Source organism: Pseudomonas sp. MF6751, assembly GCF_016613265.1.
Taxonomy (GTDB): Bacteria; Pseudomonadota; Gammaproteobacteria; order Pseudomonadales; family Pseudomonadaceae; genus Aquipseudomonas; species Aquipseudomonas fluorescens_BV.
This window is the reverse complement of sequence record NZ_JAENSV010000033.1, coordinates 1-26,800: the sequence shown is the minus strand read 5'-3', so window position 1 is coordinate 26,800 and position 26,800 is coordinate 1. Positions and strand designations below refer to the sequence as shown.

Genomic DNA, 26,800 nt, shown 5'->3' with positions numbered 1-26,800 from the left:
TCATGACGTCCACTCCCACCCCACTGAACGCGCTGATCCAGTCGATTGGTTCGCGCACGCCGTCGTCCGGCGACTACGCCATGCCGATCTCCGGCCTGGGCTTTTATCGGCGTGAGCAACCCGCTGCGCCAGTGGTGTGCATGGTTGAGCCGTGCATCGTGCTGGTGGCCCAGGGCGAGAAGCAGTTGTGGGTCGGCGGCGAGGGCTACCCCTACGACACGTCGCGGTTCCTGGTGACATCGCTGGACATCCCGGCCAATTCCGAGGTGCTGGCGGCCAGCCCCGAGCAGCCGTGCCTGGGGCTGACGTTCAAGCTGGACCTGCGCATGCTCGCCGAGCTGATCGCCCAGGGTGGCTTGCCACCGGTGCGTGAGCGCGCAGTCATGAAGGGCGTGGGGATCGGCACGGTCACCGACGGCATGCTGGCCGCATTCGCGCGCCTGGTGGCGTTGCTGGATGAACCCGAGGCTATTCCGGTACTCGCGCCATTGATCCAGCGCGAGATTCATTACCGGCTATTGAAAAGCGACCAGGCCGGCCGACTGCGCCAGATCTGCTCGGTGGACGGGCAGGGCTATCGAATTGCCAAGGCGATCGACTGGCTGAAGTTGAATTTCGACGCAGCCCTGCGTGTGGAAGAGCTGGCAGCGCGGGTGCAAATGAGCGCGGCGACCTTTCACCATCACTTCCGGCAACTGACCGCGATGAGCCCGCTGCAATACCAGAAATGGCTGCGTCTGAATGAAGCACGACGATTGATGTTGAACGAGCACCAGGATGTGTCCAGTGCCGCGTTCAAAGTCGGGTATGAGAGCCCGTCGCAATTCAGCCGTGAGTACAGCCGGCTGTTCGGGGTGCCGCCCAAGCGTGATATGGCAACACTGCGGGGCAGGGCGGGTGTCAGTGATCCGCAGGGGTCAGATTAGCGTAGAAGATGCAGCCAATCAGCCGTGCGAACAGGCTCAGGGTTTCCGGCAGGTTCGGGTCGTCGAACAGCATGGCCCGTGAGTCCAGCGCACACAGCGCCCCGAACAGGCGGCCATCGGGCAGGAAGATCGGCGCGCCGGCGTAGCTTTCGATGGCGTATTGCTTGACCACCGGGCGTGACGCGAAACGGCCGTTCTGGCTGATCTGGGGAATGAACAGGGTGTGTGGGTTGATGCAGAACTCACTGCACAGGGTGGTTTCAAGGTCGAGTACGTCGTCGACGTTGATGCCCATTTGCAGCGGGTCGTAGGCCGAACACACCACCCATTCCAGATCGGTGAACTTGGCGATGCCGGCGAACCTCATCCCGGTCAGACGGGTGACCAGCTTGAGAATGTTGGTGGTTGCTTCAATTTCGGCAATCGCGGCGCGCTCGTCTGCGCTGAGTAACCTGTGTGCGGCGGTGACGCTTGAAACCATGCTGAACGCTCCAATGGCGTGGTCGCAGGCCGCGACCACGCACAGTCAGGTTATTAGTTGATGCGCGGGTGTTGCTGTACCAGGTTTTCCCGCTTGGTCTGCAGCGCGGCAATCTCGGCATCGATGTCTTCGATCTTCTGCTCGATATTGTCGTGATGCTCCTGCAGCAGCTCCTTGGCTTCTTCCATGTCGGAAGCTGCCGGGGCTGCGCCACGCAGGGGCTTGTTGGCGGTTTCCTTCATGGTCAGGCCCGTGATCAGTCCAACCACTGCAAACACCATCAGGTAATAGGCGGGCATGTACAGGTCGTTGGTGCTCTCCACCAGCCAGGCCACGGCGGTCGGCGTAACACCGGCGATCAGTACCGAGACGTTGAACGCACTGGCCAGGGCGCTGTAGCGCAGGTGGGTGGGGAACATTGCTGGCAAGGTCGACGCCATCACGCCGATAAAGAAGTTCAGCACCACCGCCAGAATCAACAGGCCGCCGAAAATCAGGCCGGTCTTGCCACTGGTGATCAGCATGAAGGCCGGGATCGACAGGAACAGCAGGCCAATGCTGCCGGCGATGATGAAAGGCTTGCGGCCGATCTTGTCGCTGACAAAACCAATGAACGGCTGCACGAACAACATACCGACCATGATCGCGATGATGATCAGCACGCCGCTGTTTTCGGCATAGTGCAGGTTGTGGGACAGGTAGCTCGGCATGTAGGTGAGTAGCATGTAGTAGGTCACGTTGGTGGCCGCGACGATACCGATGCAGGTCAGCAGGCTACGCCAGTGCTTGGTGGCGATTTCCTTGAACGAGACTTTAGGGCCGTGGCTCAAGCCTTCGCGGTCACCCTGTTCGAGTTTGTCGACATGCTGTTGAAACGCCGGGGTCTCTTCCAGCGCGTGGCGCAGGTACAGGCCGATGATGCCCAGGGGCAGGGCGAGGAAGAACGGCAGGCGCCAGCCCCAAGCCTCGAATTCTGCTTCACCGAGCACGGTGGAGATCAACACCACCACACCCGCGCCGAGCACGAAACCGGCGATGGAGCCGAAGTCCAGCCAACTGCCAAGGAAGCCGCGCTTGCGGTCCGGGGCGTACTCAGCCACGAAAATCGACGCGCCGGTGTACTCGCCGCCCACCGAGAAACCCTGGGCCATTTTGCACAGCAGCAACAGGATCGGGGCCCAGATGCCAATGGAGGCATAGCCGGGGATCAAGCCGATGGCAAAGGTGCTCAAGGACATGATCACGATGGTGGCGGCCAGGACTTTTTGCCGCCCGTACTTATCGCCCAGTGCGCCGAAGAACAGGCCGCCCAGCGGGCGAATCAGGAAAGGTACGGAGAAGGTGGCCAGTGCTGCGATCATCTGCACGCTGGGGGAAGCGTCGGGGAAGAACACCTTGCCCAGCACATAGGCGACAAAGCCATAGACGCCAAAGTCGAACCATTCCATGGCATTGCCAAGTGCGGCGGCGGTGATCGCCTTGCGCATCTTGTTGTCGTCGACAATGGTGATGTCTTTCAATCCGATGGGTTTGACGCGTTTTTTACGTAGTTTCATGCGGGCCACTCAAAAGCTGAACAGGGGAGGTGCCATCGCTACGATGGCACCGCTCTGTCAGTTCAGATACAAGTGGACACGAAATAATTCACCGCTTTGTGTATTTTTTCTCGCATGGGATGAAACGTCGGTTTTCGAGGCTTATGCATAACTTGCGGCAAAACAGATCAAATGTGGGAGCTGGCTTGCCTGCGAAAGCGGTGGTTCAGTCAAAAATTCAGTGCCTGGCACTCCGCTTTCGCGGGCAAGCCCGCTCCCACAGGGGATCTGGGTCAGGCGCAGATTTTGTGGGTAGTACATGACCAATGTGGGAGCTGGCTTGCCTGCGAAAGCGGTGGTTCAGTTAAAAATTCAGTGACTGGCACTCCGCTTTCGCGGGCAAGCCCGCTCCCACAGGGATTTGTGCCAGGCGCATAACCGATGTGGGAGTTGTCGAGCCCCGGCGAGGTGACGAGGGCGGCGGTACTGTTGGCATTTGTGTTGCCTGAACTATCGCCATCGCGGCCTCGCTAAAGCTCGAGCGCTCCCACAGGGGAATTGTCATTGTTAGTCAGGCAAAGCAGGGAAGTCTTTCATATGCCATGCAGCTATTCACGCCTTACCCACCGCCAACCACGACCCGCAGACGTTCAGCGATTGTTCGCGATTTTCGGCGATCCACAGACCAACCTGTTCAATCCTGCCGGCCCGCTGCCCAACCTGGGGGCGGCACAACGGCTATTGGATCACTGGCTGGAACAATGGGCTTCCCAGGGCTACGGCTGGTGGGCGATTGCCGGCAAAGAGACCCCCGACCACATCATCGGGTTTGGCGGCATCGCGCCCCTTAATTACCTGACGCAGCGGCGCATCAACCTTGGCTATCGCTTGGCTGTGGAGGCCTGGGGGCAGGGGTATGCCACTGAGCTGGGTCGTGACGCCCTGGCGCTCGCGTTCGACACGCTATCGCTACCGGAAGTCTTCGGGTTAGTGCGGCCCGATCATGCGGCGTCGATCCGCGTATTGGAGAAGCTCGGCATGCAACGCTTTGGCCTGCTGGATGATGTCCCCGGTCAAGCGCCCAGCCTGGTGCTCAGGGTTTGTCATCCTACAACTGCACAGCACTGACATTGTTCGGTTTCACCTAAATCCTGGATAAGCGGCAATCTTTGCGATTGACACTGCGAGGGCGTCTCGCTATAAAACTCGCAGTTGTACGACGACATATGACGTTACATATGTCCTACCTAACAAAAATAAAAAGTGATGCCATGAATCTGAACGAGCCCATCAGTGCCCTTCGTGTCGGCCAGGCGGTCGGCAGCTATCGCTGGACGATCTGCGCGATGTTGTTTTTCGCGACCACGGTCAATTACCTCGACCGCCAGGTGCTCAGCCTCTTGGCACCGCAACTGTCAACGCAGTTTGGCTGGAGCAACACCGATTACGCCAACATCGCGGCGGTGTTCCAGTTTGTCTACGCCATTTCCATGCTGTTTGCCGGGCGCTTCGTCGACAGGATCGGCACCAAGGCCGCCTATGTGGTAGCCATTGGCATCTGGTCCACTGGCGCGATCATGCATGCGTTTTCGGTGCCGATGGGCGAGGGCATCGCGGCGGTCAGTGGTGCCATTGGCCTGGCCGTAATCCCGGTGTCCATTGCCGGTTTCATGCTCTCACGGGCGGTATTGGCGATTGGCGAAGCGGGTAACTTTCCGATTGCGATCAAGGCCACTGCCGAATATTTCCCCAAGAAAGAACGCTCCCTGGCCACCGGCATCTTCAACTCCGGGGCTAACGTCGGTGCGATCCTGGCGCCAATCTGTGTGCCACTGATTGCTGGTATGTGGGGCTGGGAGGCGGCGTTTATGGTCATCGGTATGCTGGGTTTTGTCTGGGTTGCCGTGTGGGCCGCCGTGTATGAAAAACCGGAACAGCAAAAACGCCTGTCACCTGAAGAGCTGGCCTACATTCGCAGCGACCAGACCGTACAGCCGTTCACCCCGGCACCGACGGGCACCGTAGGGAAGAAAGTCTCCTGGTTCAAATTGTTGACCTACCGCCAGACCTGGGCGTTTGCCTTCGGCAAGTTCATGACCGACGGCGTGTGGTGGTTTTTCCTGTTCTGGTTGCCCACCTACCTGTCTGCCCAATACGGCATGAAAGGCGCCGATATCGTGATGCCGCTGGCGGTGCTGTACAGCATGACCATGGTCGGCAGTATTGGCGGCGGCTGGTTCCCCAGCTATTTCATGGCGCGCGGCGATGCCCCCTATGACGGGCGCATGAAAGCCATGCTGGTGATTGCGCTGTTCCCGCTGGTGGTGTTGCTGGCGCAGCCGTTGGGTTACCTGAGCTTCTGGGTGCCGGTGCTGCTGATCGGTGTGGGCGCTTCGGCACACCAGGCGTGGTCATGCAACATTTTCACCACCGTATCCGATATGTTCCCGCAGAAAACCGTGGCCTCGGTGGTCGGCATTGGCGGCATGGCCGGTGGCCTGGGCGGCGTGCTCATGACCAAGATCGGGGGCTGGGTGTTCGACTATTACAAGTCCATCAACGACATCCATACCGGCTACATGATCATGTTTGCCATCTGCGCCCTGGCTTACCTGGTGGCCTGGAGCGTGATGAAGACGCTGGTGCCGCGCCACAAGGAAATCACTGATCTGTAACGCTGGCTAGAAAGGTCATCAAGGCAGCGGTGATGACCTCGGGCGCGTCCTCTTGCATAAGATGCCCCGCACGCGGGACGCGCAGGTAGCGTGCACCTAATCTATCTGCGAGCGCATCGCCCTGTGCCACGTTGATCCATTGGTCCTCCTCTCCCCAGAGCAATTGCACCGGGCAACGCAGCCCGGTGAGCCGGTCTTCAATCTGGTCGGTATAGCGCTGGTCCATTTGCGCAATCTGGCGATAGAAGGCGGGCTGGCCAATCTCGCCTGTCCAGGGCGTTACGTAGGCGAGCAGCACCTCGGCAGGTAGCGGCGTGAAGGCGGCGCCCTGTAGATAGGCACGCACAATCGCCTCATGGATATAGGCCGGCGCGTCGCTGAACGCCTGTTCATGGCGGCGCACATGCTGCACCAGCGGCGAACCCCAGGGCGCCATGGCGACGGGGTCGATCAAGGTCAGGCTGGCATAGTCGCAGTCATCGAGCAGATGCGCACGCAGCGCCGTGGCACCGCCAAAATCATGGGCCAGCACATGGGGGCGTTCCAGGCCCCAATGGTGCAGCAGGGCGGCGAGCAACAGGTTTTGCACGCCCAGAGACACGTCCTGGCCCGGCGCCTGTTCAGACTGGCCATAGCCAAGCAGGTCGTAATAGAACACGCGGTACTGCTGGGCAAACAAGGGCGCGATACGCCGCCACACATGGGAGGAGAACGGCGTGCCATGCACCATCACCAGCGCCGGCCCCTGGGTACCCAGCTGGCCCCAGCGCACGGCTTGAGTGCGGAAGTCAAAGGTGTGGGGCAGTGCCAGTGCGTCGTTTGAATGGGTCATGGTTGAGTCTCCCCTAAGGTCTGATGGGTTGTGGCGGGTTTTGCCTGCGCCAGGAGGATACGAACCGCCATGACCACGCCGACGAGCACGGCAGCCAGGCCCACGGCTTCCATTGGCGTCGGCCAGCGCTGGTGAAAGCCTAGACCGAGCAGGCTGGCGAAGAGTGATTCCAGGGCAATCAACTGACCGCTCAGTACCATGGGCAGGCGCCGCGTTGCCGCGTTCCAGGCCCAGGCGCCGACCACCGTAGACATTACCGCGATGCCCAGGCTCCAGGCATACAGCGGCCATGCCTGGCTCCAAGCCGCGCCAAGGGTCGGCAACCGGAACAAGCCCAGCGCGTATAGCCATGGCAGCAGGCACAGCGCCGCGCCGCCTGCGCCTACCAGCATCAGGGCAGTCCACAGGCCGGTTGCGCTGGCTGGCAGGCGCGCCAGTTGCTGTTGATTGATGACGCTGAACCCCAGCCACAAGGCCACTGCGCCCAGGGAGAAGCACAAAGCCGCCAGCCAGGAACCGGTGCCGGAGGCGGGCAGTTGGAGGCTGCTGACCGTGGCCAGCAACAGCCCCACGGTGAGGCAGGACAACGGCATCACCAACTGGCGCCATTGCAGGGTCTTGTGACTGGCGTTGCCTATCAACGCCAGTAGCACCGGGACCATGCCGACAAACGCTGGCGTCAGCACCGGGCCGCCGAACATCACTCCGGCAGCAATGCACACGCCATAACCGAGGCAACCCAGTGCGCCCAGTGTTGCCGCGAGCACGCACTGGCCGGTGCTGAGTACACTCAATTGCGCCCTGCACACCATCATCCAGACGAGGCCCAGCCCACCGGCCATCAGAAACCGTACGGCCATCAAGTCGTAGAGGCTGTAGACGCCCGTGACGTAGGGCGCAATGAAGTTCAGCGCCCAGCCAAGGGTGGCGACAACGGCAAATATCACACCGGTAAAGAGTGAGGCACGGGCGGTGGTCATCAGGCTGATCCATGAAGTGAGGGATTCATGGTGCCCAGCGCTGCGGCTGTGCTACAAACGAGTTTTCGGCCTCGGATGCATAACCACAGATTATGAATGCACTTGGCAAAACCTTACCGCCTCTGGCCAGCTTATTGCCGTTTGAAGCGGCGGCGCGCCTGGAGAGTTTCTCCAAGGCGGCCGATGAATTGCACATCACCCAGGCGGCTGTCAGTCGGCAGATCCGCGGGCTGGAGGACAACCTGGGGGTCCAGCTGTTTTGTCGGCGCAACCGTGGAGTGTTCCTGACGCAAGAAGGGCGTGAGCTGGGGCGGGTGGTCAGCCTGGCCTTGCACAGCATCAGTGAGGGCGCGGTCAGTCTGAGAACATCGCCCCAGCGCAATCGCGTGGTACTGCTGTGCCAGCTATGCGAGGCGTTCTATTGGTTGATGCCGCGCCTGGCAACCTTCCACCAGCAATACCCGCAGATCGAGATCCAGGTGGTGACCTGCACGCGGCCGATCACACAGTTCGACGGGCATTTCGATGTGGCCCTGCAAAGTACCCGGCGCGCCAGTGGGAGCCATACGCTGATGTTTACCGCTTCGGACGAGGTGTTCCCGGTGTGCAGCCCCAGCTACCTCTGCCCGGAACAACCGTTATCACTGGCTGAATTAAAGCCCTGCACATTTCTGCACCACAGCTCCGAGCCTCCGCATTTGATGGAGTGGGATGAGTGGCTGCAGATGTTCGGCCACACGCTGGCCAGGGATGCACGCAGTGCCACCTTCGACAGTTACCCGCTGATGTTGCAAGCCGCCGTGGAAGGGCACGGTATCGCCATGGGTTGGCGTCGTACCGCAAGCCGGTTGATAGAGAGTGGGGCGCTGGTGCGGCCCTGCGCAGAAAGCGTGTTGTTGCCCGAGGCTATTTCGGTCTACAGGCAGCAAGGGGCGGGCAGTCGGGAGGAGGTCACGGCGTTGTTGGCCTGGCTTGACGCACAATTGCAAAGTGACGGCTGACAGGGGCGTCGCAGCCCCTGTCATCTGCGGTTATTGGTTACGCGTGACGCGCCAAATCGTATTGGCCAAGTCGTCGGCAATGATCAGCGCGCCTTTGGGGTCCACCGTCACCCCCACTGGACGCCCACGGGTCTTGCCATCGTCGCCGCGAAAGCCGGTGGCAAAGTCGATGGGCTCGCCCGCCGGCTTGCCGTTGCTGAACGGTACGAAGATCACCTTGTAGCCCACTGGGTTGTCACGGTTCCAACTGCCGTGCTCGCCGACAAACGCGCCGTCAGCGAATTTTTCACCCATGGCAGGGATGGAGAAATCCACGCCCAACGCGGCCACATGGGAGCCCAGGCTGTAATCGGGCTTGATCGCCGCAGCCACCTTGGCCGGGTTCTGCGGTTGCGCGCGGGGGTCGACGTTCTGGCCCCAGTAGCTGTAGGGCCAGCCGTAGAAGGCACCTTCACGCACCGACGTCAGGTAGTCCGGCACCAGATCGGGGCCCAGTTCATCGCGCTCGTTGACCACCGTCCACAGTTGCCCGGTGCCCGGTTGGATAGTCAGTGCCGTCGGGTTGCGCAAGCCCGTGGCGTAGGGTTTGTGTGCACCGGTGGCCGCATCGATCTGCCAGACCATAGCGCGGTCGATCTCCACTTCCATGCCGCGTTCGGTGATGTTGCTGTTGGAACCGATGCCCACATACAGCTGACGCCCGTCCTCACTCACAGCCAACGACTTGGTCCAGTGATGGTTGATCTGCGCCGGCAGGTCGGTGACTTTGACGGGCGGGGCGCTGGCCTTGGTCTGGCCGTCGGCGTAGTCAAAGCGCACCAGTGCGTCCTGGTTGGCCACATACAGTTTGCCGTCGGCGAATGCCAGCCCGTAGGGAGCGTTGAGGTTGTCGGCGAATACCGTCTTGAGTTCATAGGTGCCGTCACCGTCGGCGTCACGCAGCAGCGTAATGCGGTTGCCGCCCTTGACCTTGGTGTTGCCCTGGGCCTTGATCACACTGGCGATCACGTCCTTGGGCTTGAGCTTGGCCGCACTGCCGCCACGGCCTTCGGCCACCAGGATATCGCCGTTGGGCAGCACCAGGGTCTGGCGCGGGATCGCAAGGTCGGTGGCGATGGCGGTGACGCTGTAGCCTTCGGGCACCTTGGGCTTTTGCTCGCCCCACGGCGTGGGCTCGGCAATCTTCATGCTCGGCAACAGGCTGCTTTGTTGTTCGGGCAGCTTGGGGTCAGGGCCGCGCGCCTGGGTCTTGTCACCTTCGCCGCCACAGGCACTCAGCAACAGGGCGGCGCTGAGCAGGGTCAGTGTGTTGAGTGGTTTCATCGGGCAGCTCCTGAGCGCAGGTTGGTCAAGCCGATCCAGGTGGCGACAATCGCCAGCACGGTGACGATCGCCGACAGCACCAGGCCAGCAGGCATCATGGCGTAGGCATCCTTGGCATGTTGAAAGGCGTTCACCAGCCCAAGCACCCATGTGCCCAACAACAGCAGGAAGTACGCCACCGGGCGCCCGCCCTTGTGTTCGGCGCGCACCAGGTTGACCAGTGCAAACAGCAGGGCAAAACCACAGAACACCAGCGCCCCGGCGATCAGCCAGGAGGCAAAATTGGCCCATTGAATCTGGTAGGTCTGGCCGTAGGCGATATCACTGAGCAAGGCCCCGAGAAACAACGGCACGGTGCCGGCAAGCAAAGTGCCATGCAACGGCCCAGGCCTGACGACGGGGTAAGTGGAGAGGGTAGTCATGTTGGTGGCGGCTCCTTATCGTTCTGCACCCTGGACTCAGGGCGCGCTGACTTCGCATAGGAAAGGAGCATGGCACTTGTAAGAAAGTTCACTGGGATGGCGTGTCGAGGTGTGTTTCGATCCGGCGTTCCCCTGCATATGCATAGGTATCTACACAATTTTGGTGCGTCGCTGAACCTGTGGCGAGGGAGCTTGCTCCCGTGACGGCCTGACAGCCGACACAGATCTACCTGACACTCCGCAATCAAACTGTGGGAGCTGGCTTGCCTGCGAAGGCGGCCTGGCAGTCAACACAGTTGGACCGGGTACATATCCGTTATTTAGGTAACGGCCACCTAGGGTTCCGCCCTGACGGCGGCTCACTTTTGAAAAGCGCAAAAGTAAGCAAAACGCTCTTGCCCCACCACTCGGCACCTCGCCTAGGCTCGGTGTGCCCGTAATCCGCCAGTGATTTGGGGGGCCGCCGCCACGCGCCATCCATGGCGCGGGGCGGCTAAACCGGCATCCCTGCCGGTTTACCCCCCAAATCCCTGTCGAATTCCGGCCAGCGTGGTTTAACGGGGCGCCTGAGATCAAGATCAAAAGCAGATCAAGAGCGGCTCGCTTCGCATCGTGGTTGCCGTCTGCTGCTACAGCTCAAAACGTTATGTAGATACCTTGCCTGCATATGTTTACCACAGAGGCTATATGACTCATCCTTCCTGGCCCGACATGAGGAATCGCGTTATGCCCACCCTGCATCTGCTCTGCGGCAAGATCGCCTCCGGTAAGTCCACACTCGCCAAGACCCTTGCCACCGAGCACGCAGCCATTGTGCTCAGCGAAGACCAGTGGCTGGCCAGTCTCTACCCTGGCGAGATCCAGAGCATTGCCGACTACCTGCGCTGTGCCCAGCAGGTTCGTGGAGTACTTGAGCCGCTGGTGATCGATCTGTTGGCGTGCGGCGTCAATGTGGTGCTGGATTTTCCGGCCAATACCCTCGCCAATCGTCAATGGTTGCTCGGCCTGGCCCAGGCAGCCAAGGTGCCGCATTGCCTGCATTACCTGGAGCTGGACGATGCCACCTGTCGTGCGCGCCTGCATGCGCGCAATGCCCGAGGTGAACATGATTTTGCCGCCACCGATGCCGAGTTTGACCTGATCACTCGCCATTTCAGTGTGCCGAGGGAAGAGGAAGGTCTGGTGATTGAGGTGCACCGCCCGTGAACATCCAAAAACCTGCAGGCATCGATGCCGACGGCTATATCCTCACCGTCGCTGATGGGCCTATACAACCCGAGTTCCAGCCCCTGCTGGCGGACGTTTGCGCTACCTTGTCCCGGCCTGAGTTCGGGCTGCTCGGGATTTACCTGTATGGCAGCATCGCACGGGGCGAAGGAGAGATCGGCACTTCTGATCTTGACCTTTCCCTGATACTGATCGAACCACCGGATGCGCCGGTGCTTGAACAGTTGGAGTCAGCCCGACTCGCCTTGGAGCAACGGTATCCCCAAGTCACCAAGATCGACTTCGACATCGGTCACCGCGCCCAGGTGTTGGCGCCTGAAAACCTAAACAGTTGGGGCTTCTGGCTCAAACATCATTGCCGCTGTCTCTGGGGCGAAGACCTGTCACTGCACGTCGAACCGTTTCGCCCGTCCCGCGCCATCGCCTTGGCGGTCAACGGCGATTTTGAACAGGCGCTTACGGCGTACCTGTTGCGCATCGAACAGGCCAGCACTGAACACACGCGCTATCGCTTGCAGCGGGAAGCCGCGCGGGCATTGATTCGGGCTACCCATACCCTGCGAGCGGAAGACGCGCAAATCTGGCCGCAAACCCTGGAAGAGTACGTCGGCCTGTTTGCTCTGCATTACCCGAACATGCGTGTGCAAATCGCGTACTTCCTGTTTGAGGCACGCAACCCGAGTGCGGAGCGCGAGGTATTTACCACGCGATTACGAGCATTTTTGAGTTGGCTGGTTGCGGCACAATGATCTTGACCTAAAGCAAGCGCCTGGGCTTCACTCCGGCAACCGGTGGGATGTGAGGGGCGGTACTTGGCGTCATGCACAAGCAACCTCCAAGTACGCTACAGCAACCGCATTTTGGGTCCTCTGCATCGACCGAAAACTTGAGCAGAATGTTGCCATGAGCATGCTCGTCGATGTGGTCACCCTGGCAGACCTGCCGGTCTTGAGTGAGCATCGCTGTGCCATGCCATCCTGCAGCTTTATACGCATCGAGCGATGCCTGGGCAGGGTGTCCGTATTCATTTCCTTTGCCTACGGACAGAGCCAGCTTCATTGGGGTGCCCGGCTTAGGATTGGGAACAGCGGATACCGTTATCTTCGACCCATGATGAGGTGCCACCATACCGGCTAACTCAAGTTGCCGGTTGCTTGTGAGGGAGGGGATCGACGGAAAGTCGGCGTCACCTGTCATGAGAATTGCCGGCCCTTGGCCCTTGGGTTGGACGAACAGCGCGATTCCGGTGTTATTTCTGTCAGCCGGAGTCTGCCGTGTGGGCTCACACGCTTCGAGCCAGCCCTCGGAAAACGGTATCTGTGTGCAGTTATCCGGCCACAGAAGCATGGCCGAGATACCGGGCATAAGCTGCGTCTTTGTCAGCGCTTCATAGAAACTCAATGCTAGTGGGCTAACTTGGTGTTCTGGCCGTTCGGGCGGGCGGGCAATCCAGAAGCGAGCCAGCGCCTTACGGTTAAACTCGTGCCGAGTGGTCAAGCTCTTAGGGTTGTACTTGCTTCTGGCGATTGCGTATGACCAATGGTCCATATCCCAATGAGAGAGAACGACGGGCGCAACTCTAACGTAGTCGCATGAGAAAAAATTTGGCTGGCGCGGTGGTCGCGTCCGCGCATGAAAGTTGGGCGCCCATCCCAAATCAAAAAAGACGCGCGGATGTTCAAACTTATCAATGATCGCGTTGCAGTTACCCTGACCTACATCATATGCAGCGACCGAGAGTTGGCCCGCGCCCTGCAACGAGACATCCAGTATGCCGGTGATGAGCGTTTCAGGCGCGCGCGATGCGTCCGCCAGCATGAAAGCGTCATATTCGTCTCCGCTCAACTTGAGGGGAGTGATGTCGTAAATGTGCAGGACGACAGGCTCGGCGTTATCCCCGAACATCACGACTGACGCTTCAACCGAATTTTCGCTCGCATGGGAAGCTACCCCGAGTTGCACCCACTGGCTTTCGGAGTTTTCAATGATTGGAAAACGCTGCGAAAGGTAAGAGAGAGACAGACGCAGGGTAAGCAAACCGCCGATTCTTTTTATGCCATAAAAGCGCGAACGTGATAGTCCCGTGCTGAAACAATCCAACGTTACCCAGCCGTCCCCGTCCCCGTCGCGTTCTATGTCGACAAGCGCCTTGAATGTCTTACGCCTGGGTTTCATCGAATCATGGTCCTTCATGGCACTGTCGCTCCTGTTACTGGCTTGGCTGTATTGATTTGCGAGGGGATATTACAGCAACCTTTAGCGCGAAGTGCCTGCACGACGAAAACACCGGGATTTGTGCGGTTAAAATGGCCTTCCATAGTGGTAGGAAAGGAGTCAATCGCATGCGTGAACGCAAAGCCGCACGATTACTGGTCATAAACCCTGTACAGCAGGTGTTGCTGTTTCGCTTCGTGCATAAAGACGGCGCCCTGGCCGGCCAGGATTACTGGGCCACACCGGGCGGCGGCGTGGAGGCTGGGGAGAGCTTTTACAGCGCGGCGATTCGTGAGTTGCGCGAAGAGACGGGTATCACGGTCAGCAGCGTCGGCGAATCCGTGGCAGAGCGTAGTTTCCCGTTGATGTTACCCAGCGGTGAAACCGTGTTGGCGGTTGAGCGGTACTTCGTTGTGCATGCATCCAGCGACGCGCTTTCCAGGGCCGAGTGGACGGTAGAGGAGGCCCAGGTGATGGCGGATCATCATTGGTGGTCGGCACAGGCGCTGCACGCGACGAGCGATACGGTATGGCCGCAAGCGTTGCCGCAAATGCTGGAGGATGCCGGGGTGTTTTAGCCGTTTTCCATGAACGATGGGGGCAGGCGAATCGGGGCCACATTTAGGCACGCGGCGGCTTTAAGGCCGTCACGGGAGCAAGCTCCCTCGCCACAGGTGCAGCATTGCATCAAAAAGCGCATCGCGGGTTATATGGATCTAATATTTCCCCGGTGTTGAACACCCTTGCATAGTCCATCGCCAAGTTACTGAGCGACAACGCATGCACATCCTCTGCGGCCCACAGCCGCCCCGACAAGTCGGTTTGATCGAAGGTAAAACACGCATCCGCCGCCACGATCACGTCGAACCCCAGGTTGCCGCCCGAGCGTGCGGTGGATTCCACTGAATTGTTGGTGATGACCCCGACGATCACCAACTGCTGGATCGAGCGCAGGTGCAGCCAGCGCTCCAGGCCCGTAGCGCTGAAGGCATCCGGTACGTTTTTTTCCACCACATGCTCATGGGCCAGTGGGTGCAGCGCATCCTGGAACTCACAACCGGGCTGGCCTGGCCGGAACACCGAAGCGGCAGAGCGGGAGATATGCCGCACATGAATGATCGGGCGTTTCGCCTGGCGCCAGGCATTGAGCAATTGCTGTATGTGCTGCTCAGCGTCTGGGTTGTTGCGGCGGCCTAGTGTGGGATCGGCCATGCCTTTTTGCATATCGATGATCAACAGTGCGGCGTTCGTCGCTATCGGTTCCATGGCCTGTCCTGGCAGAGGTGAACATTATCTAACTGGAGCAACGCGCTCCCACAGGGCGGACGTTAGCACCGATCAGCAGCCCATACGCAAAACCCTGAGACTTCCCGGCGAAACGCTTCATAATGGCGGCCAATTTGTTTAGCTCGTTACTCTGGTGTACCCGCATGGAAATTAAGGTCAACTTTCTCGACAACCTTCGGCTTGAAGCCAAGTTCGATGACTTCACGGTCATTGCCGACCAGCCTATCCGCTACAAAGGCGATGGGTCGGCACCGGGGCCATTCGACTACTTCCTGGCTTCGTCGGCGTTGTGTGCGGCGTACTTTGTGAAGTTGTACTGCCAGACGCGCAATATTCCCACCGAGAATATTCGCCTGTCGCAGAACAACATCGTCGATCCGGAAAACCGCTACAACCAGATTTTCAAGATCCAGGTCGAATTGCCCGCAGACATCACCGACAAGGACCGCCAAGGCATCCTGCGCTCCATCGACCGCTGCACCGTGAAGAAAGTGGTGCAGGCCGGGCCGGAATTCGTGATTGAGGAAGTCGACAACCTCGACGCCGATGCCCAGGTGTTGTTGATGCCCAACTCCACGTCCGCAGCAGGCACCTACATTGCCGGCAAGGACCTGCCGCTGGAGCAGACCATCGCCAACATGTCGGCGATTCTCGCGGGCCTGGGCATGAAGATCGAGATCGCGTCATGGCGCAATATCGTGCCCAACGTGTGGTCGCTGCATATCCGCGACGCCCATTCGCCGATGTGCTTTACCAACGGCAAAGGCGCGACGAAAGAAGGCGCGCTGGCGTCGGCGCTGGGTGAGTTCATCGAGCGCCTGAACTGCAACTTTTTCTACAACGACCAGTTCTGGGGCGAGGATCTGGCCAACGCGCCGTTCGTGCACTACCCGGACGAGCGTTGGTTCCAGCCGGGCCCCAACGATGAGCTGCCGAGTGAAATCCTCGATGCCTACTGCCTGAAAGTCTACAACCGCGAGGGCGAGCTGCGTGGTTCACACCTGTTCGACACCAACTCCGGCAACGAAGCCCGTGGCATTGTCTCGCTGCCGTTCGTGCGTCAGTCCGATGGCGAGGTGGTGTATTTTCCGTCCAACCTGATCGAAAACCTCTACCTGAGCAACGGCATGAGCGCTGGCAACACCTTGGCCGAAGCCCAGGTGCAGTGCCTGTCGGAGATTTTCGAGCGAGCGGTGAAGCGCGAAATCATCGAAGGCGAATTTGCGCTGCCGGACGTCCCCGCCGAAGTGCTGGCCAAGTACCCGGGCATCCTGGCGGGTATCGAAGGCCTGGAAGCCCAGGGCTTTCCGGTGCTGGTCAAGGACGCGTCCCTGGGCGGTGAATTCCCGGTGATGTGCGTGACCTTGATGAACCCGCGCACCGGCGGCGTGTTCGCCTCCTTCGGCGCGCACCCGAGCCTGGAAGTGGCGCTGGAACGCAGCCTCACCGAGCTGCTGCAAGGCCGTAGCTTCGAAGGCTTGAACGACCTCCCGCAGCCGACCTTCGAAGGCCAGGCGGTCACCGAGCCGAACAACTTCGTCGAACACTTTATCGATTCCAGCGGCGTAGTGTCGTGGCGCTTCTTCAGTGCTCAGTCGGATTATGAATTCGTTGAATGGGATTTCTCCGGCCAGGGCGAAGACTCCAACGCCCAGGAAGCCGCCACGCTGTTCGGCATCCTCGAAGGCATGGGCAAGGAATGCTACATGGCGGTGTACGAACACCTGGGCGCCACCGCCTGCCGCATCCTGGTGCCGGACTACTCGGAAATCTACCCGGTGGACGACCTGATCTGGGACAACACCAACAAGGCGCTGTTTTTCCGCGAAGACATCCTCAACCTGCACCGCCTCAGCGAGGAGGAGCTGCAGGCGTTGGTCGAGCGCCTGATAGAAAGTGAGCTGGACGACTACACCGATATCACTACGCTGATTGGCATTGAGTTCGACGACAACACCGCGTGGGGCCAGTTGACCATCCTGGAGCTGAAACTGCTGATATTCCTGGCGCTGAAGCAGTATGAAGAGGCCAAGGAATGCGTAGAGATGTTCCTGCAGTACAACGACAACACCGTTGAGCGCGGCCTGTTTTACCAGGCGATGAACGCGGTGCTGGAGATGGAACTGGATGATGATCTGGAGCTGGCTGACTACGAGGCCAACTTCCGGCGCATGTTTGGCAATGAGCGCATGGATGCGGTGATCGGCTCGGTCGACGGCAGTGTGCGCTTTTATGGGCTGACGCCGACCAGCATGAAGCTGGAAGGCCTGGACCGGCATTTGCGCTTGATCGATAGCTACAAGAAACTGCATGCGGCGCGGGCGAACATCACCCAAGGCTGATACACGCCCCTTGTGGGACTGGGCTTTTGTGGGAGCTGGCCACCCTGGAAATTGAGTTAGATGTGGGCCAAGGCTTGCGCCAGATCGGCGCGCAAATCCTCCACATCTTCAACCCCCACCGACAAGCGCACCAGCCCATCGCCAATCCCCAATTGCGTTCGCGTAGCCGCCGGGATGCTGGCATGGGTCATGATCGCCGGGTGCTCGATCAGGCTTTCCACGCCACCCAGGCTCTCGGCCAGGGCGAAGATCTTCACGTTTTCCAGAAAGCGCGTCGCGCCGGCCAGGTCGCTGTTCAAGTCCACTGAAATCATCCCGCCAAACCCGCGCATCTGCTGTTTCGCCAGGTCGTGCTGTGGGTGGGATTGCAAGCCCGGGTAGTGAACCCGTGACACTTGCGGCTGTTGTTCCAGCCAGGTGGCCAGGTTCAGGGCATTGCTGCAATGGCGCTCCATGCGCAGGGCCAGGGTTTTTACCCCGCGCAGGGTCAGGAAGGCATCGAAGGGCCCGGCGATGGCGCCGATGGAGTTTTGCAGGAAACCCAGGCGTTCGGCCAATTCAGCGTTGTCGCCAACAACAGCGATACCACCGATCACATCAGAATGCCCATTGAGGTATTTGGTGGTGGAGTGCACCACGATGTCGAAGCCCAACTCCAGCGGGCGCTGGATCCAGGGGCTGGCAAAGGTGTTGTCGGCCACGCAGATAATCCCGCGGGCACGGCAGATGCGGGCCACGGCGCGCAGGTCGGTCAGGCTCAGCAGCGGGTTGCTTGGGGTTTCGACCCAGACCATGCGCGTGTCGTCCTGCAATGACGCTTCAAACGCCGACAAGTCGCTGAGGTCGACATAGCTGAAGCGGTGCCCGGCGCTGCGCTGGCGCACCTTGTCGAACAGACGGAAAGTGCCGCCGTACAAGTCATTGCTCGAGACAATATGCGCGCCGGCATCCAGCAGCTCCAGCACGGTGGAGATCGCCGCCAGCCCCGAGGCAAATGCAAATGCCTGGCTGCCGCCTTCAAGGTCGGCCACGCAGCGTTCCAGGGCGAAACGCGTGGGGTTATGGGAGCGGCCATAGTCAAACCCCTTGTGCACGCCGGGGCTGTCTTGCAGGTAGGTGGAGTTGGCGTAGATCGGCGGCATCAGCGCGCCCGTGGTCGGGTCGGGTGACTGCCCGGCGTGGATCACACGGGTGGCAAACGCGCTTTTATCGGGCTGGCTCATGCAAGGGATCTCCGTAGGTGGTTAAGCAGGTCGACGCGGGTGATCAGGCCATGAAAGCCTGCGGCGTCGGCAATGATGGCGACCAGGCCGCGATCCAGTTCAGCCTGCAATTCGGCCAGGCTGGCGCTGGGGGCCAGGGTGTGCAGGGTGTTGGTCATGGCGCTGGCGACGCTCATGGAAAAATCCGCGGCGTCGTGGTGCAGGCCCAGCAGGATGTCGGACTCGTCGATCACGCCCACCAGGGTCTGGCCATCGACCAGCACCGGCAGTTGCGACACGTCCGCCAGGCGCATGCGCTGGAAGGCGGTGAGCAGGGTGTCGTCGGGGCTCACGCTGATCACGCGGCCGTCTTCGAAGCGGCGCGCGATCAGGTCGCGCAGGTCGCCGTAGTGCTTGTACTGCAACAGGCCCGCGTCGTTCATCCACTGGTCGTTGTAAACCTTCGACAGGTAGCGCGTACCGGTGTCGCAAACAAAGGTCACCACGCGCTTGGGCTCGGTTTGCTCGCGGCAGTAGCGCAAGGCTGCGGCGAGCAGTGTGCCGGTGGATGAGCCGCCGAGGATGCCTTCGGCCTTGAGCAATTGGCGGGCGTGGTCGAAGCTGTCGGCATCGCTGATGGAGTAGGCGTGGCGCACGCTGGACAGATCGGCAATCGAAGGGATGAAGTCTTCGCCGATACCTTCCACGGCCCAGGAACCAGGGGTTTCCAGCTTGCCGCTGCGGCTGTATTCGGCCATCACCGAACCGACCGGGTCGGCCAGCACCATGGCCAGTTCGGGTTGCACGCGCTTGAAGAAACGCGTCAAACCGGTGAGCGTGCCGGCCGAGCCGACGCCCACCACAATGGCGTCTACGTCGTGCTGAGTCTGCGCCCAGATCTCCGGCGCGGTGCTGGTCTCGTGGGCCAGGGGGTTGGCCGGGTTATTGAACTGGTCGGCGAAGAACGAGCCCGGAATATCTTTGGCCAAACGTGCCGCCACGTCCTGGTAATACTCGGGATGGCCCTTGCCCACATCGGAGCGGGTGATATGCACCTCGGCGCCCATGGCCTTGAGGTGCAGCACCTTTTCCGTGGACATCTTGTCGGGCACCACCAACACCACCCGATAACCCTTGGCCCGGCCCACCAGCGCCAGGCCCAGGCCGGTATTGCCGGCGGTGGCTTCAATGATGGTACCGCCAGGGCGCAAACGACCGTCGCGCTCAGCCGCGTCGATCATCGCCAGGCCGATGCGGTCCTTGATGGAACCGCCGGGGTTTTGCGATTCCAGCTTGAGAAACAGCGTGCAGGGGCCGGTATCGAAGCGGCTGACCTTGACCAGCGGGGTGTTGCCGATCAGCTCGAGTACGGCAGGGCGTGAAGGGGTGGGCATGTCGTCTCCTGGTTACGGGATGGGCGCAGGGCGGGGGACAGCAAAAAAACAGCATGGCTTGGAACATAGGCCGGTATTGACGGTGTCGCAACCGGGCGTCCGTTGTATGACTTTTTTTGCCGCATGGGGGAGGGCGCGCAATCCAGATGTAGGAGCTGGCTTGCCTGCGATGGTCATAGGTATCTACACAAATTTGGTGCGACGCTGAACCTGTGGCGAGGGAGCTTGCTCCCGTGACGGCCTGACAGCCGGCGTCGATCTAACTAACGCGCCGCGATTCAAATGTGGGAGTTGGCTTGCCTGCGAAGGCGGTCTGCCAGCCGACCGGAATATTGGATTTGACCGAGTACATATCCATTATTAAGGTAACGGCCACCGATGGTTCCGCCCTGACGGCGGCTCACTTTGCAAAAGCCGGGATGCCGGCCCAGGCCAAAGTAAGCAAAACGCTCTTGCCCCACCACTCGGCACCTCGCCTAGGCTCGGTGTGCCCGTAATCCGCCAGCGCGGTTTAACGGGGCGCCTAAGATCAAGAGCGACTCGCTTCGCATCGTGGTTACCGTCTGCTGTTACAACCCACAAAGTTGTGTAGATACCTATGCTGCGATGGCGGTGGTGCTGTTGGCATTTGTGCTGCCTGACCCACCGCTATCGCGGCCTCGCTAAGGCTCGAGCGCTCCCACCGTTCAGTTTCCGGCAATGGCGGCTTCGATGGCAGCGATGTCGATTTTGGTCATGGTCATCATCGCTTCAAATGCACGCTTGGCGACGGCAGGATCTGTACTGGTAACTGCATCGACCAACACCCTCGGCGAGATCTGCCACGACAGCCCCCACTTGTCCTTGCACCAACCGCAAGCGCTTGCCTGCCCACCGTTGTCGATGATGGCATGCCACAAACGGTCGGTTTCCTCCTGATCCTCGGTAGACACCTGAAAGGAAAACGCCTCACTGTGCTTGAACGCCGGGCCGCCATTGAGGCCCACGCAGGGGATACCCAGTACGGTGAATTCCACGGTCAACTCATCGCCCTGCTTTCCGGATGGGTAGTCGCCAGGCGCACGGTGTACGGCCTTTACTTCGCTGTCGGGGAAGGTGTTGGCGTAGAAGGTCGCTGCCTCCAGAGCATCGCCGTTGTACCAGAGGCAGATCGTGTTTTTGTTGTTCATCGCAAGGCTCCTCGGGTTGAAAGGTGCATGAAGTCTAGACGAACAACCTGCAACGCTACTCAGGCTTGCACCGCCTCCCGGCCAGCGCGTGAGTCGGCCCGTCGCGAACGCCAGCTCAGCCCCAATACCATCAGCAAGCCCAGGCCCGCCATCAGTGCGCCTGCCAGGGAAATGGCCGGGTAGCCGAGCCCGGCATTGATCACTGCACCCCCCAATGCCGCACCAATCGCATTCCCAAAATTGAACGCACCGATGTTCATCGCCGAAGCCAGGTTGGGCGCATCCTTTGCGGCCTCCATCACCCGCATCTGCAACGGCGGCACCAGGGCAAAACTGGCAGCGCCCCACAGCAGGATCGACAGCGCAGCGGGCAACGGCCACTGCATAAGCACCGAAAAGGCCAACAGCACGGCAATCAACACCACCAGCGAGATGATCAAAGTGCGGTCCACTGAGCGGTCCGCTGACTTGCCACCCCACACATTGCCCAGGGTGAGGCCGATGCCGAACAGCACCAGCATCCCCGTGACGAAGTTGGTCGAAGCGTGAGTGACGTCTCGCAGAATCGGCGCGATGTAGGTGAATACCGTGAACATCGCACTCGAGCCCACCACGGTCAGCGCCAACGCCGCCAGCACCGGCCCGCGACCCAGCACACGGATTTCCGCCATCAGCCCGCCACCTTTGGGCGCCGGAGCATTGGGCAAGGCCCACCACAGCGCCGCCATGACCACCGCGCCAAGCCCACTGATGCCCCAGAACGCGGTGCGCCAACCAAAGTTCTCGCCAAACCAGGTCGCCAGGGGTACGCCGCCAATGGTTGCGAGGGTCAGCCCCATGAACATCGCCGCCACAGCCCCCGCGCGCTTCTCGGGCGCCACCAGGCTTGCGGCCACGATCGAGCCAATGCCAAAGAACGCTCCGTGATTGAGCGACGTCACCAGCCTGGCGATCATCAATGTCTGGTAGTTGCTGGCCAGCGCCGACAGCAAATTACCCAGGGTAAAAATCGCCATCAGCCCTATCAGCAGATAACGGCGGGGCACCCTGGCCGTCGCCAGGGTCATGATCGGCGCGCCAATCAACACGCCCATGGCGTAGGCGCTCACCAACAGCCCCGCAGCGGGGATAGAAACGCCAAGATCAGTGGCGATACCGGGCAACATGCCCATGGGGGCAAACTCTGTGACCCCGATGCCAAAGGCGCCGACGGACAATGCTACAAGGGGTGGATTGATACGCATGGGTGACTCCTCATCTGTGAGCCAAATGCTACAATCCTGCCTTTTGCAGCAGTAGCCCTTGGTTGGGAACTACAGCTTTGCGCAGGAGGCACAAATGGACATCGGCGGGCGTTCGGGAGAGATGGAAGTCTTCACCATGGTCGCCGAGCACGGCAGCCTGTCGGGCGCGGCAAGGGCTTTGGGGCTGACCCCATCGGCCATCAGCCGCATCATCACCCGCACCGAACAGCGCATCGGCACCCGTCTGCTACTGCGCACCACCCGCGCCATCACCTTCACCGCCGAAGGCGAAGCCTACCTGCGCGGCGCCCGGCGCATCCTCGCCGACATGGCCGAAGTCGAAGATGCCATCACCGACCAGGGCGCGCCCCGCGGACGCCTGCGCGTCAGCGCCGCACTGGCCCACGGCCGCATGACCATCGTCCCCCTGATCGCCGCCTTCAGCGCCCGCTATCCCGCCATCGTCGTCGACCTGATGCTCGGCGACGAAGTCGTGGACATCCTCGGCGGCCAAGCCGACGTTGCCATCCGCTTCGGTCCCCTTGCTGACAGCCCCCTGACTGCTCGCCTTATCGGCTCTACCGGGCAGGTTATCGTTGCTTCACCGGACTACCTGGCACGGCATGGCACCCCTGTGACGCCGCAGGATTTACTGCAACACAACTGCCTGCGCTTCAACTTCCGCCGAGCGGCGCCGGATTGGCCGTTTCGGGTGGAGGGGCGGGAGTTTTCGCTGAAAGTGGCGGGGACGATTGAAGGGAATAGCGGTGAGGCATTGGCGCAGTTGGCGAAGCTGGGGGCGGGGGTGGCGAGGATTGGGGCGTTTAGTGTGGTGGAGGAGGTGAGAAGGGGGGAGTTGGTGGTGTTGCTGGAGCAGTTTAATCCGGGGGATGTGGAGCCGATTCATGCGGTGTTTGTGGGGGGAGGGGCGATGCCGGCGCGGGTTAGGGCGTTTGTGGATTTTTTGGTGGAGAGGTGTGGGGGTTGAGGTGTGAGTTTGGATTTTTGAGAGCGTATGTAACCGACGGATTTCGGACATAAGCGGTCATTCTGTAAATAATAAAACTAAGGGTAATTTATTTTTTGGAGCAGTAAACAAGGACGCGTGAGCTACCAGAAACCTCCCAGGCCTTCTAGTGGGCGCGCCAGCTGGAAAGAGGTAGGCGTCGGTAGACACGAGATATGCGCATTCCGCACCTCAGGACCTACTTGACGCAATCAGGCTCAGGCTACTGGCTTGTAGTGGCACAAGGCCGCTACCATGGTGCTCTAAAAATTAACGTTATGGTAGCTATGGATAACCGCAAGAGGCTGTACCAAGAGTTTTTCATTGCTTTGGCTTTGGGAAGCGTCCCTACCTTCATCGCTTACTGGTCAGGTGGAGTTAAGCTGCTGGACGCTGCCGTTAAGGCTCAGATGCCGCCTGATAAAGTACTTTGGTACCTGATCACTTTGCCAGCGCCTTATCTCATCGCAGTTCTCTTTGACCGCTTTGTTTGGAAGAAAACGGAGCTGATCAAAGCTCGTTCTGCATTCTGGCGCTCCACCTGGACAGAAATAGGGACAGCACTCCACTCGCTGTGGCGTGTGTTGGTAGGACTTTTCTTTGCTATCCCCGTTCTTTGGTGGTGGTATGAGCCCGAAACATTTCAGTTCTCGAAGGCTAGCTTCTTTATCGTCTGGGGATTCGCATTGTTGACACAGTGCTGGTTCTTTTCTCTTGGAAGAAGCTTGCTTGAAGGGCGTGTGCGTCAGCTTTTCTGATCCCGCTCACGAATCTTGAAGACGGCTTACTGCACTATGGCAGAGCAATGAGAATTTAACCCCGAGATGGAAAACTTCAAAAAGGACAACCACTATGTACCTCAGGCCTACCTGAGGCAGTGGACGATCGATGGTAAAATCCTGACCTACAGGCTTTTGGTGCCACATGAAAAATCCGAGATCTGGAAGCCGCACTCACCCAAAAGTATTGCGAAACACCAACACTTGTACACTTACTTTTCGGGGTCTAAAGATAGCGATGAGATAGAGCGCTGGCTTGATCGTGACTTCGAAGAGCCTGGATTCGCGGCGATCGCTAAGGTGGTGAGCGAGTCGCGATTAACCAGCGAGGATTGGAACAATTTATTCCGCTTTGCCGTAGCCCAATCTGTCAGGACGCCCGCCGGCTTGCAGCGATTTATGAAGCGCCAGGACGAAACGCTTGGAGCATTTTTGTCTGAATCGATGAAAGGGTCGGTTGCCAAAGTTAGCGAAGCGTTAGCTGCCGGTATCAAGCTTGAACCCGCCTCAGTTGTAGACCCATACAGCAAGCTTCCGCTCAAACTCCATCGTGTAAAGAATGAGGACGGCGAGGAAGGTATCGAAGCGAGGGTGTTGAACGGACGGAAGTTTTGGATTTGGCAGCTCGAACACATCCTCAAGAACACAATCCATCGTATACCAACTCATCGATGGACCATCCTGCAGGCTCCCCCTGGAATCACCTGGCCAACCACCGATAACCCGTTCACGAGACTGGGCGTCGGAGTGAACGGGAAGTTGAGCCTGGAGGGTGGCTGGGGTGTGCCAGGCACAAGACTTTTCCTTCCTCTGAGCCCCAAGCATCTTCTATTCGCTTGTGTTGGTTATCGCCCCCCTCAACGAGGCACCACGCTGAGCCTTACGGAAGCGACATTTATTCGAACGATCATCCTCAATGGTGCCAACCGCTACGTATTTGCAACGGATATACAGGATATCGATGAGATCAGGCCACGCATTGTCTCTCGTGAACTATTTGATGCAGATGCGAAACTTTGGGAGGAGTGGCATGAAAGCCAATCAAGAGAGGAAGCACAGTATCCTGACCTCTGACGTAATTGCCCTCCCACCTGAAGCCCAGTTCGGGTCGAAAGCTGCCCCTAGCGAAAGGCAGCAATCGGCCAAAAGCAGCCATCAGACACCCCACGCAGCTACTCCGGGACGATCTAATTGGGCTGCGACTGACGAGATAACCATGCTCCTGATTACCTCCCATTAATGGGCTATTGAACATCCTCGCAAGGAGACTCCCCGAAACGAAATCTTAGGGTCCAAAATGATTAGTCCGATGTAATCTGGCTAGAATCAGTGCGGCGTCAGTCGAGTAGAGGTGAAACATGGGTACAACGTCACTCGTGGCATGGATCGCTCTCGCGGTTTCGGGCTTCAGTTTCTTGTTCAACGTGATCGGATTCTACCGGTCTAGGGCAAAGGACCTTTTCAGCTTGCGCCAAGAGGTACTTACAAAAGCGGAAAAAACTCGGTCGTGTTGGGCCAGATTGATCCAGAACAACAAATCGCTGATTCACAAAGCGGAAGTTAACAATCGGCTTGAGCCAGAGTTGCGAGCCATGCTCATTAATTTTCTAGGGAGCCATCAGGAGTTTTTAGAGCAATGTGACGCAGATGCCTCGGCCTTTGCTAAGGACGTCTATGAGAACGGGGCGAAATTCACTGAGAGCAAATGCCGCGAATATCTACGGATGCTCGATCCAAATCTGGAAGTTTTTGAGAGGACTGGAGGGGTAGCTGAACGTAAGTACATTGAATTGATGGAGCGAGCGGAGGCCGCTGGGCGTATGTCTTCTGTCTAGTGAGGGCCGGGACCGATCACGGTCTGTCTAAGCGACAGACCGCTAACGGCCCAGAGTGTGTAAAAACGCTTCGCCAAAATTGAAGTGTGCGTATCTACGTTAAGTCTGAAATTTATCGGCACGTCTGCAGAGGTGGATTTCGCGTAGAAGCGCGATTTCCAGTCCGGTTTTGAGCACCTGGCGCGCTCAAAAACGTTTTTACACAGCCTCGACCAGAAGCGGACTGTCGCCCAATAGATAACTCTGTCCCCTATTCCGTGCAAATGAGCGATGAATCTAGACGGATCAGCCACTAGGTGAAAGGCATCCAGGGGTGGCTGGTGACAGCTGTGGACATCCACTCAGCGCCTAGGCATATGATCTACTAGAAAAAACGGGGCTGATACGCCCCGCAGAGGCTCTAGCTCGGTCTCAAGCCAGGTTTGTATACGCCCAAAATTCTTTGTCCTCGCCTAAAGTAGGTGTGGAAGGTGTTTCCGTCGTCGCCTATGCTCCTTGCTGCCACTAATGATGGCCCAAAGCTACTTAGCAAAAAGGAGTCAGGCTGTGATCACGGAATTGAACATAAATGGCGTCGCTAGCTACAAGTCCAAATCTATTCTCTCTCCAACCAGAAAGACATCGCTAATTTATGGGCTTAATGGAGCCGGGAAAAGCACTATTTCCGAGTTTCTATATAATCAAAGTGAGCCGCGGTTTGCTAAATGCAGTGTAAAATTAAGTCAGCCGTGTGATTTTCTAGTCTATAATCAAAGCTTCCTCAATGACTACTTTTACGAAGAAGATAATTTAAAAGGAAGGCGGCCGCGAAAACTGAGTGCAACACCTGACCTTTCCGGTACGGTGCTGCCCCTATGTCCTATTCCGAACTCAGCGTCGAAGAGCGCGCCATCATTCAACTCAGTCAAGCTCAAGGCTTCAGCCTG

At 59.2% G+C, this 26,800-nt stretch carries 24 protein-coding genes and 1 pseudogene; 13 read left to right on the top strand and 12 right to left on the bottom strand.

Annotation, left to right across the window (positions count from 1 at the left end; translation table 11 throughout):
- The first annotated feature begins 2 nt into the window (after positions 1-2).
- Positions 3-926 carry an AraC family transcriptional regulator gene (locus JJD66_RS21365; RefSeq protein WP_198716567.1) on the top strand — a complete coding sequence of 308 codons (924 nt, stop codon included), beginning with the start codon at positions 3-5 and terminating at the stop codon, positions 924-926.
- Here JJD66_RS21365 and JJD66_RS21360 read toward each other — a convergent pair.
- On the bottom strand, positions 901-1,407 hold the full coding sequence (locus tag JJD66_RS21360; protein ID WP_105226979.1) for a GAF domain-containing protein: 507 nt from the start codon (positions 1,405-1,407) through the stop codon (positions 901-903). The genes JJD66_RS21365 and JJD66_RS21360 overlap by 26 nt on opposite strands.
- A 53-nt stretch (positions 1,408-1,460) precedes the next feature.
- A complete protein-coding gene (gene proP / locus JJD66_RS21355) occupies positions 1,461-2,963 on the bottom strand; it encodes a glycine betaine/L-proline transporter ProP (protein ID WP_014718644.1) in 1,503 nt (500 codons plus the stop codon).
- 576 nt (positions 2,964-3,539) lie between these two features.
- Here proP and JJD66_RS21350 point away from each other — a divergent pair.
- Both JJD66_RS21350 and JJD66_RS21345 read left to right on the top strand, forming a co-directional pair.
- Positions 3,540-4,070: a GNAT family N-acetyltransferase gene (locus JJD66_RS21350; protein ID WP_200648968.1), complete on the top strand. Its 531-nt coding sequence runs from the start codon at positions 3,540-3,542 to the stop codon at positions 4,068-4,070.
- A 143-nt stretch (positions 4,071-4,213) separates the two neighbouring features.
- Positions 4,214-5,617 (top strand): MFS transporter, encoded by a 1,404-nt coding sequence (locus JJD66_RS21345; protein ID WP_200648967.1) that lies wholly within the window; start codon positions 4,214-4,216, stop codon positions 5,615-5,617.
- On the opposite strand, the gene JJD66_RS21340 is transcribed toward JJD66_RS21345, so the two are convergent.
- Entirely contained in the window at positions 5,604-6,449 is an 846-nt protein-coding gene (locus JJD66_RS21340; protein WP_200648966.1) for an alpha/beta fold hydrolase, read from the bottom strand. The two genes, JJD66_RS21345 and JJD66_RS21340, sit on opposite strands and share 14 nt — an antisense overlap.
- Complete coding sequence (locus JJD66_RS21335; RefSeq protein WP_200648965.1) at positions 6,446-7,429, bottom strand: DMT family transporter; 984 nt, start codon at positions 7,427-7,429, stop codon at positions 6,446-6,448. The genes JJD66_RS21340 and JJD66_RS21335 overlap by 4 nt, the downstream gene beginning before the upstream one ends.
- Before the next feature lie 92 nt (positions 7,430-7,521).
- On the opposite strand from JJD66_RS21335, the gene JJD66_RS21330 reads away from it, so the two are divergent.
- The gene (locus tag JJD66_RS21330; RefSeq protein ID WP_200648964.1) at positions 7,522-8,430 is read left to right on the top strand and encodes a LysR substrate-binding domain-containing protein; all 909 of its coding nucleotides are present in this window, start codon (positions 7,522-7,524) and stop codon (positions 8,428-8,430) included.
- Positions 8,431-8,460: 30 nt separating this feature from the next.
- On the opposite strand, the gene JJD66_RS21325 is transcribed toward JJD66_RS21330, so the two are convergent.
- Complete coding sequence (locus JJD66_RS21325) at positions 8,461-9,753, bottom strand: PQQ-dependent sugar dehydrogenase (protein ID WP_200648963.1); 1,293 nt, start codon at positions 9,751-9,753, stop codon at positions 8,461-8,463.
- The gene (locus tag JJD66_RS21320) at positions 9,750-10,175 is read right to left on the bottom strand and encodes a DUF2231 domain-containing protein (protein WP_054921373.1); all 426 of its coding nucleotides are present in this window, start codon (positions 10,173-10,175) and stop codon (positions 9,750-9,752) included. Before JJD66_RS21320 ends, JJD66_RS21325 begins: the two co-directional genes overlap by 4 nt.
- A 726-nt stretch (positions 10,176-10,901) precedes the next feature.
- Between JJD66_RS21320 and JJD66_RS21315 the strand changes: the two genes are divergently transcribed.
- Both JJD66_RS21315 and JJD66_RS21310 read left to right on the top strand, forming a co-directional pair.
- Positions 10,902-11,381, top strand: coding sequence for an AAA family ATPase (locus JJD66_RS21315; RefSeq protein WP_200648962.1), 480 nt, complete (start codon positions 10,902-10,904; stop codon positions 11,379-11,381).
- Positions 11,378-12,151 (top strand): nucleotidyltransferase domain-containing protein, encoded by a 774-nt coding sequence (locus tag JJD66_RS21310; protein ID WP_200648961.1) that lies wholly within the window; start codon positions 11,378-11,380, stop codon positions 12,149-12,151. Before JJD66_RS21315 ends, JJD66_RS21310 begins: the two co-directional genes overlap by 4 nt.
- Before the next feature lie 7 nt (positions 12,152-12,158).
- Here JJD66_RS21310 and JJD66_RS21305 read toward each other — a convergent pair whose 3' ends face one another.
- Positions 12,159-13,595 (bottom strand): hypothetical protein, encoded by a 1,437-nt coding sequence (locus JJD66_RS21305; protein ID WP_200648960.1) that lies wholly within the window; start codon positions 13,593-13,595, stop codon positions 12,159-12,161.
- A gap of 149 nt (positions 13,596-13,744) precedes the next feature.
- Here JJD66_RS21305 and JJD66_RS21300 point away from each other — a divergent pair, with 149 nt between their 5' ends.
- Positions 13,745-14,194, top strand: coding sequence for an NUDIX hydrolase (locus JJD66_RS21300; RefSeq protein WP_200648959.1), 450 nt, complete (start codon positions 13,745-13,747; stop codon positions 14,192-14,194).
- Between the two features lie 109 nt (positions 14,195-14,303).
- On the opposite strand, the gene JJD66_RS21295 is transcribed toward JJD66_RS21300, so the two are convergent.
- A complete protein-coding gene (locus JJD66_RS21295; RefSeq protein WP_198716576.1) occupies positions 14,304-14,882 on the bottom strand; it encodes a cysteine hydrolase family protein in 579 nt (192 codons plus the stop codon).
- A 164-nt stretch (positions 14,883-15,046) separates the two neighbouring features.
- On the opposite strand from JJD66_RS21295, the gene JJD66_RS21290 reads away from it, so the two are divergent.
- Positions 15,047-17,245, top strand: coding sequence for an OsmC domain/YcaO domain-containing protein (locus JJD66_RS21290; protein WP_200648958.1), 2,199 nt, complete (start codon positions 15,047-15,049; stop codon positions 17,243-17,245).
- A gap of 56 nt (positions 17,246-17,301) precedes the next feature.
- Here JJD66_RS21290 and JJD66_RS21285 read toward each other — a convergent pair whose 3' ends face one another.
- From JJD66_RS21285 to JJD66_RS21270, 4 genes are all read right to left on the bottom strand, one after another.
- The gene (locus tag JJD66_RS21285) at positions 17,302-18,468 is read right to left on the bottom strand and encodes a cystathionine gamma-synthase (RefSeq protein WP_200648957.1); all 1,167 of its coding nucleotides are present in this window, start codon (positions 18,466-18,468) and stop codon (positions 17,302-17,304) included.
- Positions 18,465-19,841 (bottom strand): pyridoxal-phosphate dependent enzyme, encoded by a 1,377-nt coding sequence (locus tag JJD66_RS21280; protein WP_034127583.1) that lies wholly within the window; start codon positions 19,839-19,841, stop codon positions 18,465-18,467. Before JJD66_RS21280 ends, JJD66_RS21285 begins: the two co-directional genes overlap by 4 nt.
- A gap of 686 nt (positions 19,842-20,527) precedes the next feature.
- Positions 20,528-21,010, bottom strand: a complete 483-nt coding sequence (locus tag JJD66_RS21275; protein ID WP_200648956.1) for a VOC family protein — start codon at positions 21,008-21,010, stop codon at positions 20,528-20,530.
- A 59-nt stretch (positions 21,011-21,069) separates the two neighbouring features.
- Positions 21,070-22,254 (bottom strand): MFS transporter, encoded by a 1,185-nt coding sequence (locus JJD66_RS21270; protein ID WP_198716888.1) that lies wholly within the window; start codon positions 22,252-22,254, stop codon positions 21,070-21,072.
- A 94-nt stretch (positions 22,255-22,348) separates the two neighbouring features.
- Between JJD66_RS21270 and JJD66_RS21265 the strand changes: the two genes are divergently transcribed.
- The 5 genes and pseudogenes from JJD66_RS21265 to JJD66_RS28165 form a co-directional block, all read left to right on the top strand.
- Positions 22,349-23,242 carry a LysR family transcriptional regulator gene (locus JJD66_RS21265; protein WP_200648955.1) on the top strand — a complete coding sequence of 298 codons (894 nt, stop codon included), beginning with the start codon at positions 22,349-22,351 and terminating at the stop codon, positions 23,240-23,242.
- A gap of 194 nt (positions 23,243-23,436) precedes the next feature.
- Positions 23,437-24,018 carry a hypothetical protein gene (locus JJD66_RS21260; protein WP_200648954.1) on the top strand — a complete coding sequence of 194 codons (582 nt, stop codon included), beginning with the start codon at positions 23,437-23,439 and terminating at the stop codon, positions 24,016-24,018.
- 66 nt (positions 24,019-24,084) lie between these two features.
- On the top strand, positions 24,085-25,113 hold the full coding sequence (locus JJD66_RS21255; RefSeq protein ID WP_200648953.1) for a DUF4238 domain-containing protein: 1,029 nt from the start codon (positions 24,085-24,087) through the stop codon (positions 25,111-25,113).
- 284 nt (positions 25,114-25,397) lie between these two features.
- Complete coding sequence (locus JJD66_RS21250) at positions 25,398-25,874, top strand: hypothetical protein (protein WP_200648952.1); 477 nt, start codon at positions 25,398-25,400, stop codon at positions 25,872-25,874.
- 507 nt (positions 25,875-26,381) lie between these two features.
- Positions 26,382-26,612: pseudogene (locus JJD66_RS28165) on the top strand (AAA family ATPase); the annotation flags it as partial.
- Positions 26,613-26,800: the final 188 nt, after the last annotated feature.

Bases quoted from the DNA above. Each gene is read 5' to 3' on its own strand.
- JJD66_RS21365 (WP_198716567.1), top strand. From the start codon at position 3: ATGACGTCCACTCCCACCCCACTGAACGCGCTGATCCAGTCGATTGGT.
- JJD66_RS21360 (WP_105226979.1), bottom strand. From the start codon at position 1,407: ATGGTTTCAAGCGTCACCGCCGCACACAGGTTACTCAGCGCAGACGAG.
- proP (WP_014718644.1), bottom strand. From the start codon at position 2,963: ATGAAACTACGTAAAAAACGCGTCAAACCCATCGGATTGAAAGACATC.
- JJD66_RS21350 (WP_200648968.1), top strand. From the start codon at position 3,540: ATGCCATGCAGCTATTCACGCCTTACCCACCGCCAACCACGACCCGCA.
- JJD66_RS21345 (WP_200648967.1), top strand. From the start codon at position 4,214: ATGAATCTGAACGAGCCCATCAGTGCCCTTCGTGTCGGCCAGGCGGTC.
- JJD66_RS21340 (WP_200648966.1), bottom strand. From the start codon at position 6,449: ATGACCCATTCAAACGACGCACTGGCACTGCCCCACACCTTTGACTTC.
- JJD66_RS21335 (WP_200648965.1), bottom strand. From the start codon at position 7,429: ATGACCACCGCCCGTGCCTCACTCTTTACCGGTGTGATATTTGCCGTT.
- JJD66_RS21330 (WP_200648964.1), top strand. From the start codon at position 7,522: ATGAATGCACTTGGCAAAACCTTACCGCCTCTGGCCAGCTTATTGCCG.
- JJD66_RS21325 (WP_200648963.1), bottom strand. From the start codon at position 9,753: ATGAAACCACTCAACACACTGACCCTGCTCAGCGCCGCCCTGTTGCTG.
- JJD66_RS21320 (WP_054921373.1), bottom strand. From the start codon at position 10,175: ATGACTACCCTCTCCACTTACCCCGTCGTCAGGCCTGGGCCGTTGCAT.
- JJD66_RS21315 (WP_200648962.1), top strand. From the start codon at position 10,902: ATGCCCACCCTGCATCTGCTCTGCGGCAAGATCGCCTCCGGTAAGTCC.
- JJD66_RS21305 (WP_200648960.1), bottom strand. From the start codon at position 13,595: ATGAAGGACCATGATTCGATGAAACCCAGGCGTAAGACATTCAAGGCG.
- JJD66_RS21300 (WP_200648959.1), top strand. From the start codon at position 13,745: ATGCGTGAACGCAAAGCCGCACGATTACTGGTCATAAACCCTGTACAG.
- JJD66_RS21295 (WP_198716576.1), bottom strand. From the start codon at position 14,882: ATGGAACCGATAGCGACGAACGCCGCACTGTTGATCATCGATATGCAA.
- JJD66_RS21290 (WP_200648958.1), top strand. From the start codon at position 15,047: ATGGAAATTAAGGTCAACTTTCTCGACAACCTTCGGCTTGAAGCCAAG.
- JJD66_RS21285 (WP_200648957.1), bottom strand. From the start codon at position 18,468: ATGAGCCAGCCCGATAAAAGCGCGTTTGCCACCCGTGTGATCCACGCC.
- JJD66_RS21280 (WP_034127583.1), bottom strand. From the start codon at position 19,841: ATGCCCACCCCTTCACGCCCTGCCGTACTCGAGCTGATCGGCAACACC.
- JJD66_RS21275 (WP_200648956.1), bottom strand. From the start codon at position 21,010: ATGAACAACAAAAACACGATCTGCCTCTGGTACAACGGCGATGCTCTG.
- JJD66_RS21270 (WP_198716888.1), bottom strand. From the start codon at position 22,254: ATGCGTATCAATCCACCCCTTGTAGCATTGTCCGTCGGCGCCTTTGGC.
- JJD66_RS21265 (WP_200648955.1), top strand. From the start codon at position 22,349: ATGGACATCGGCGGGCGTTCGGGAGAGATGGAAGTCTTCACCATGGTC.
- JJD66_RS21260 (WP_200648954.1), top strand. From the start codon at position 23,437: ATGCGCATTCCGCACCTCAGGACCTACTTGACGCAATCAGGCTCAGGC.
- JJD66_RS21255 (WP_200648953.1), top strand. From the start codon at position 24,085: ATGGAAAACTTCAAAAAGGACAACCACTATGTACCTCAGGCCTACCTG.
- JJD66_RS21250 (WP_200648952.1), top strand. From the start codon at position 25,398: ATGGGTACAACGTCACTCGTGGCATGGATCGCTCTCGCGGTTTCGGGC.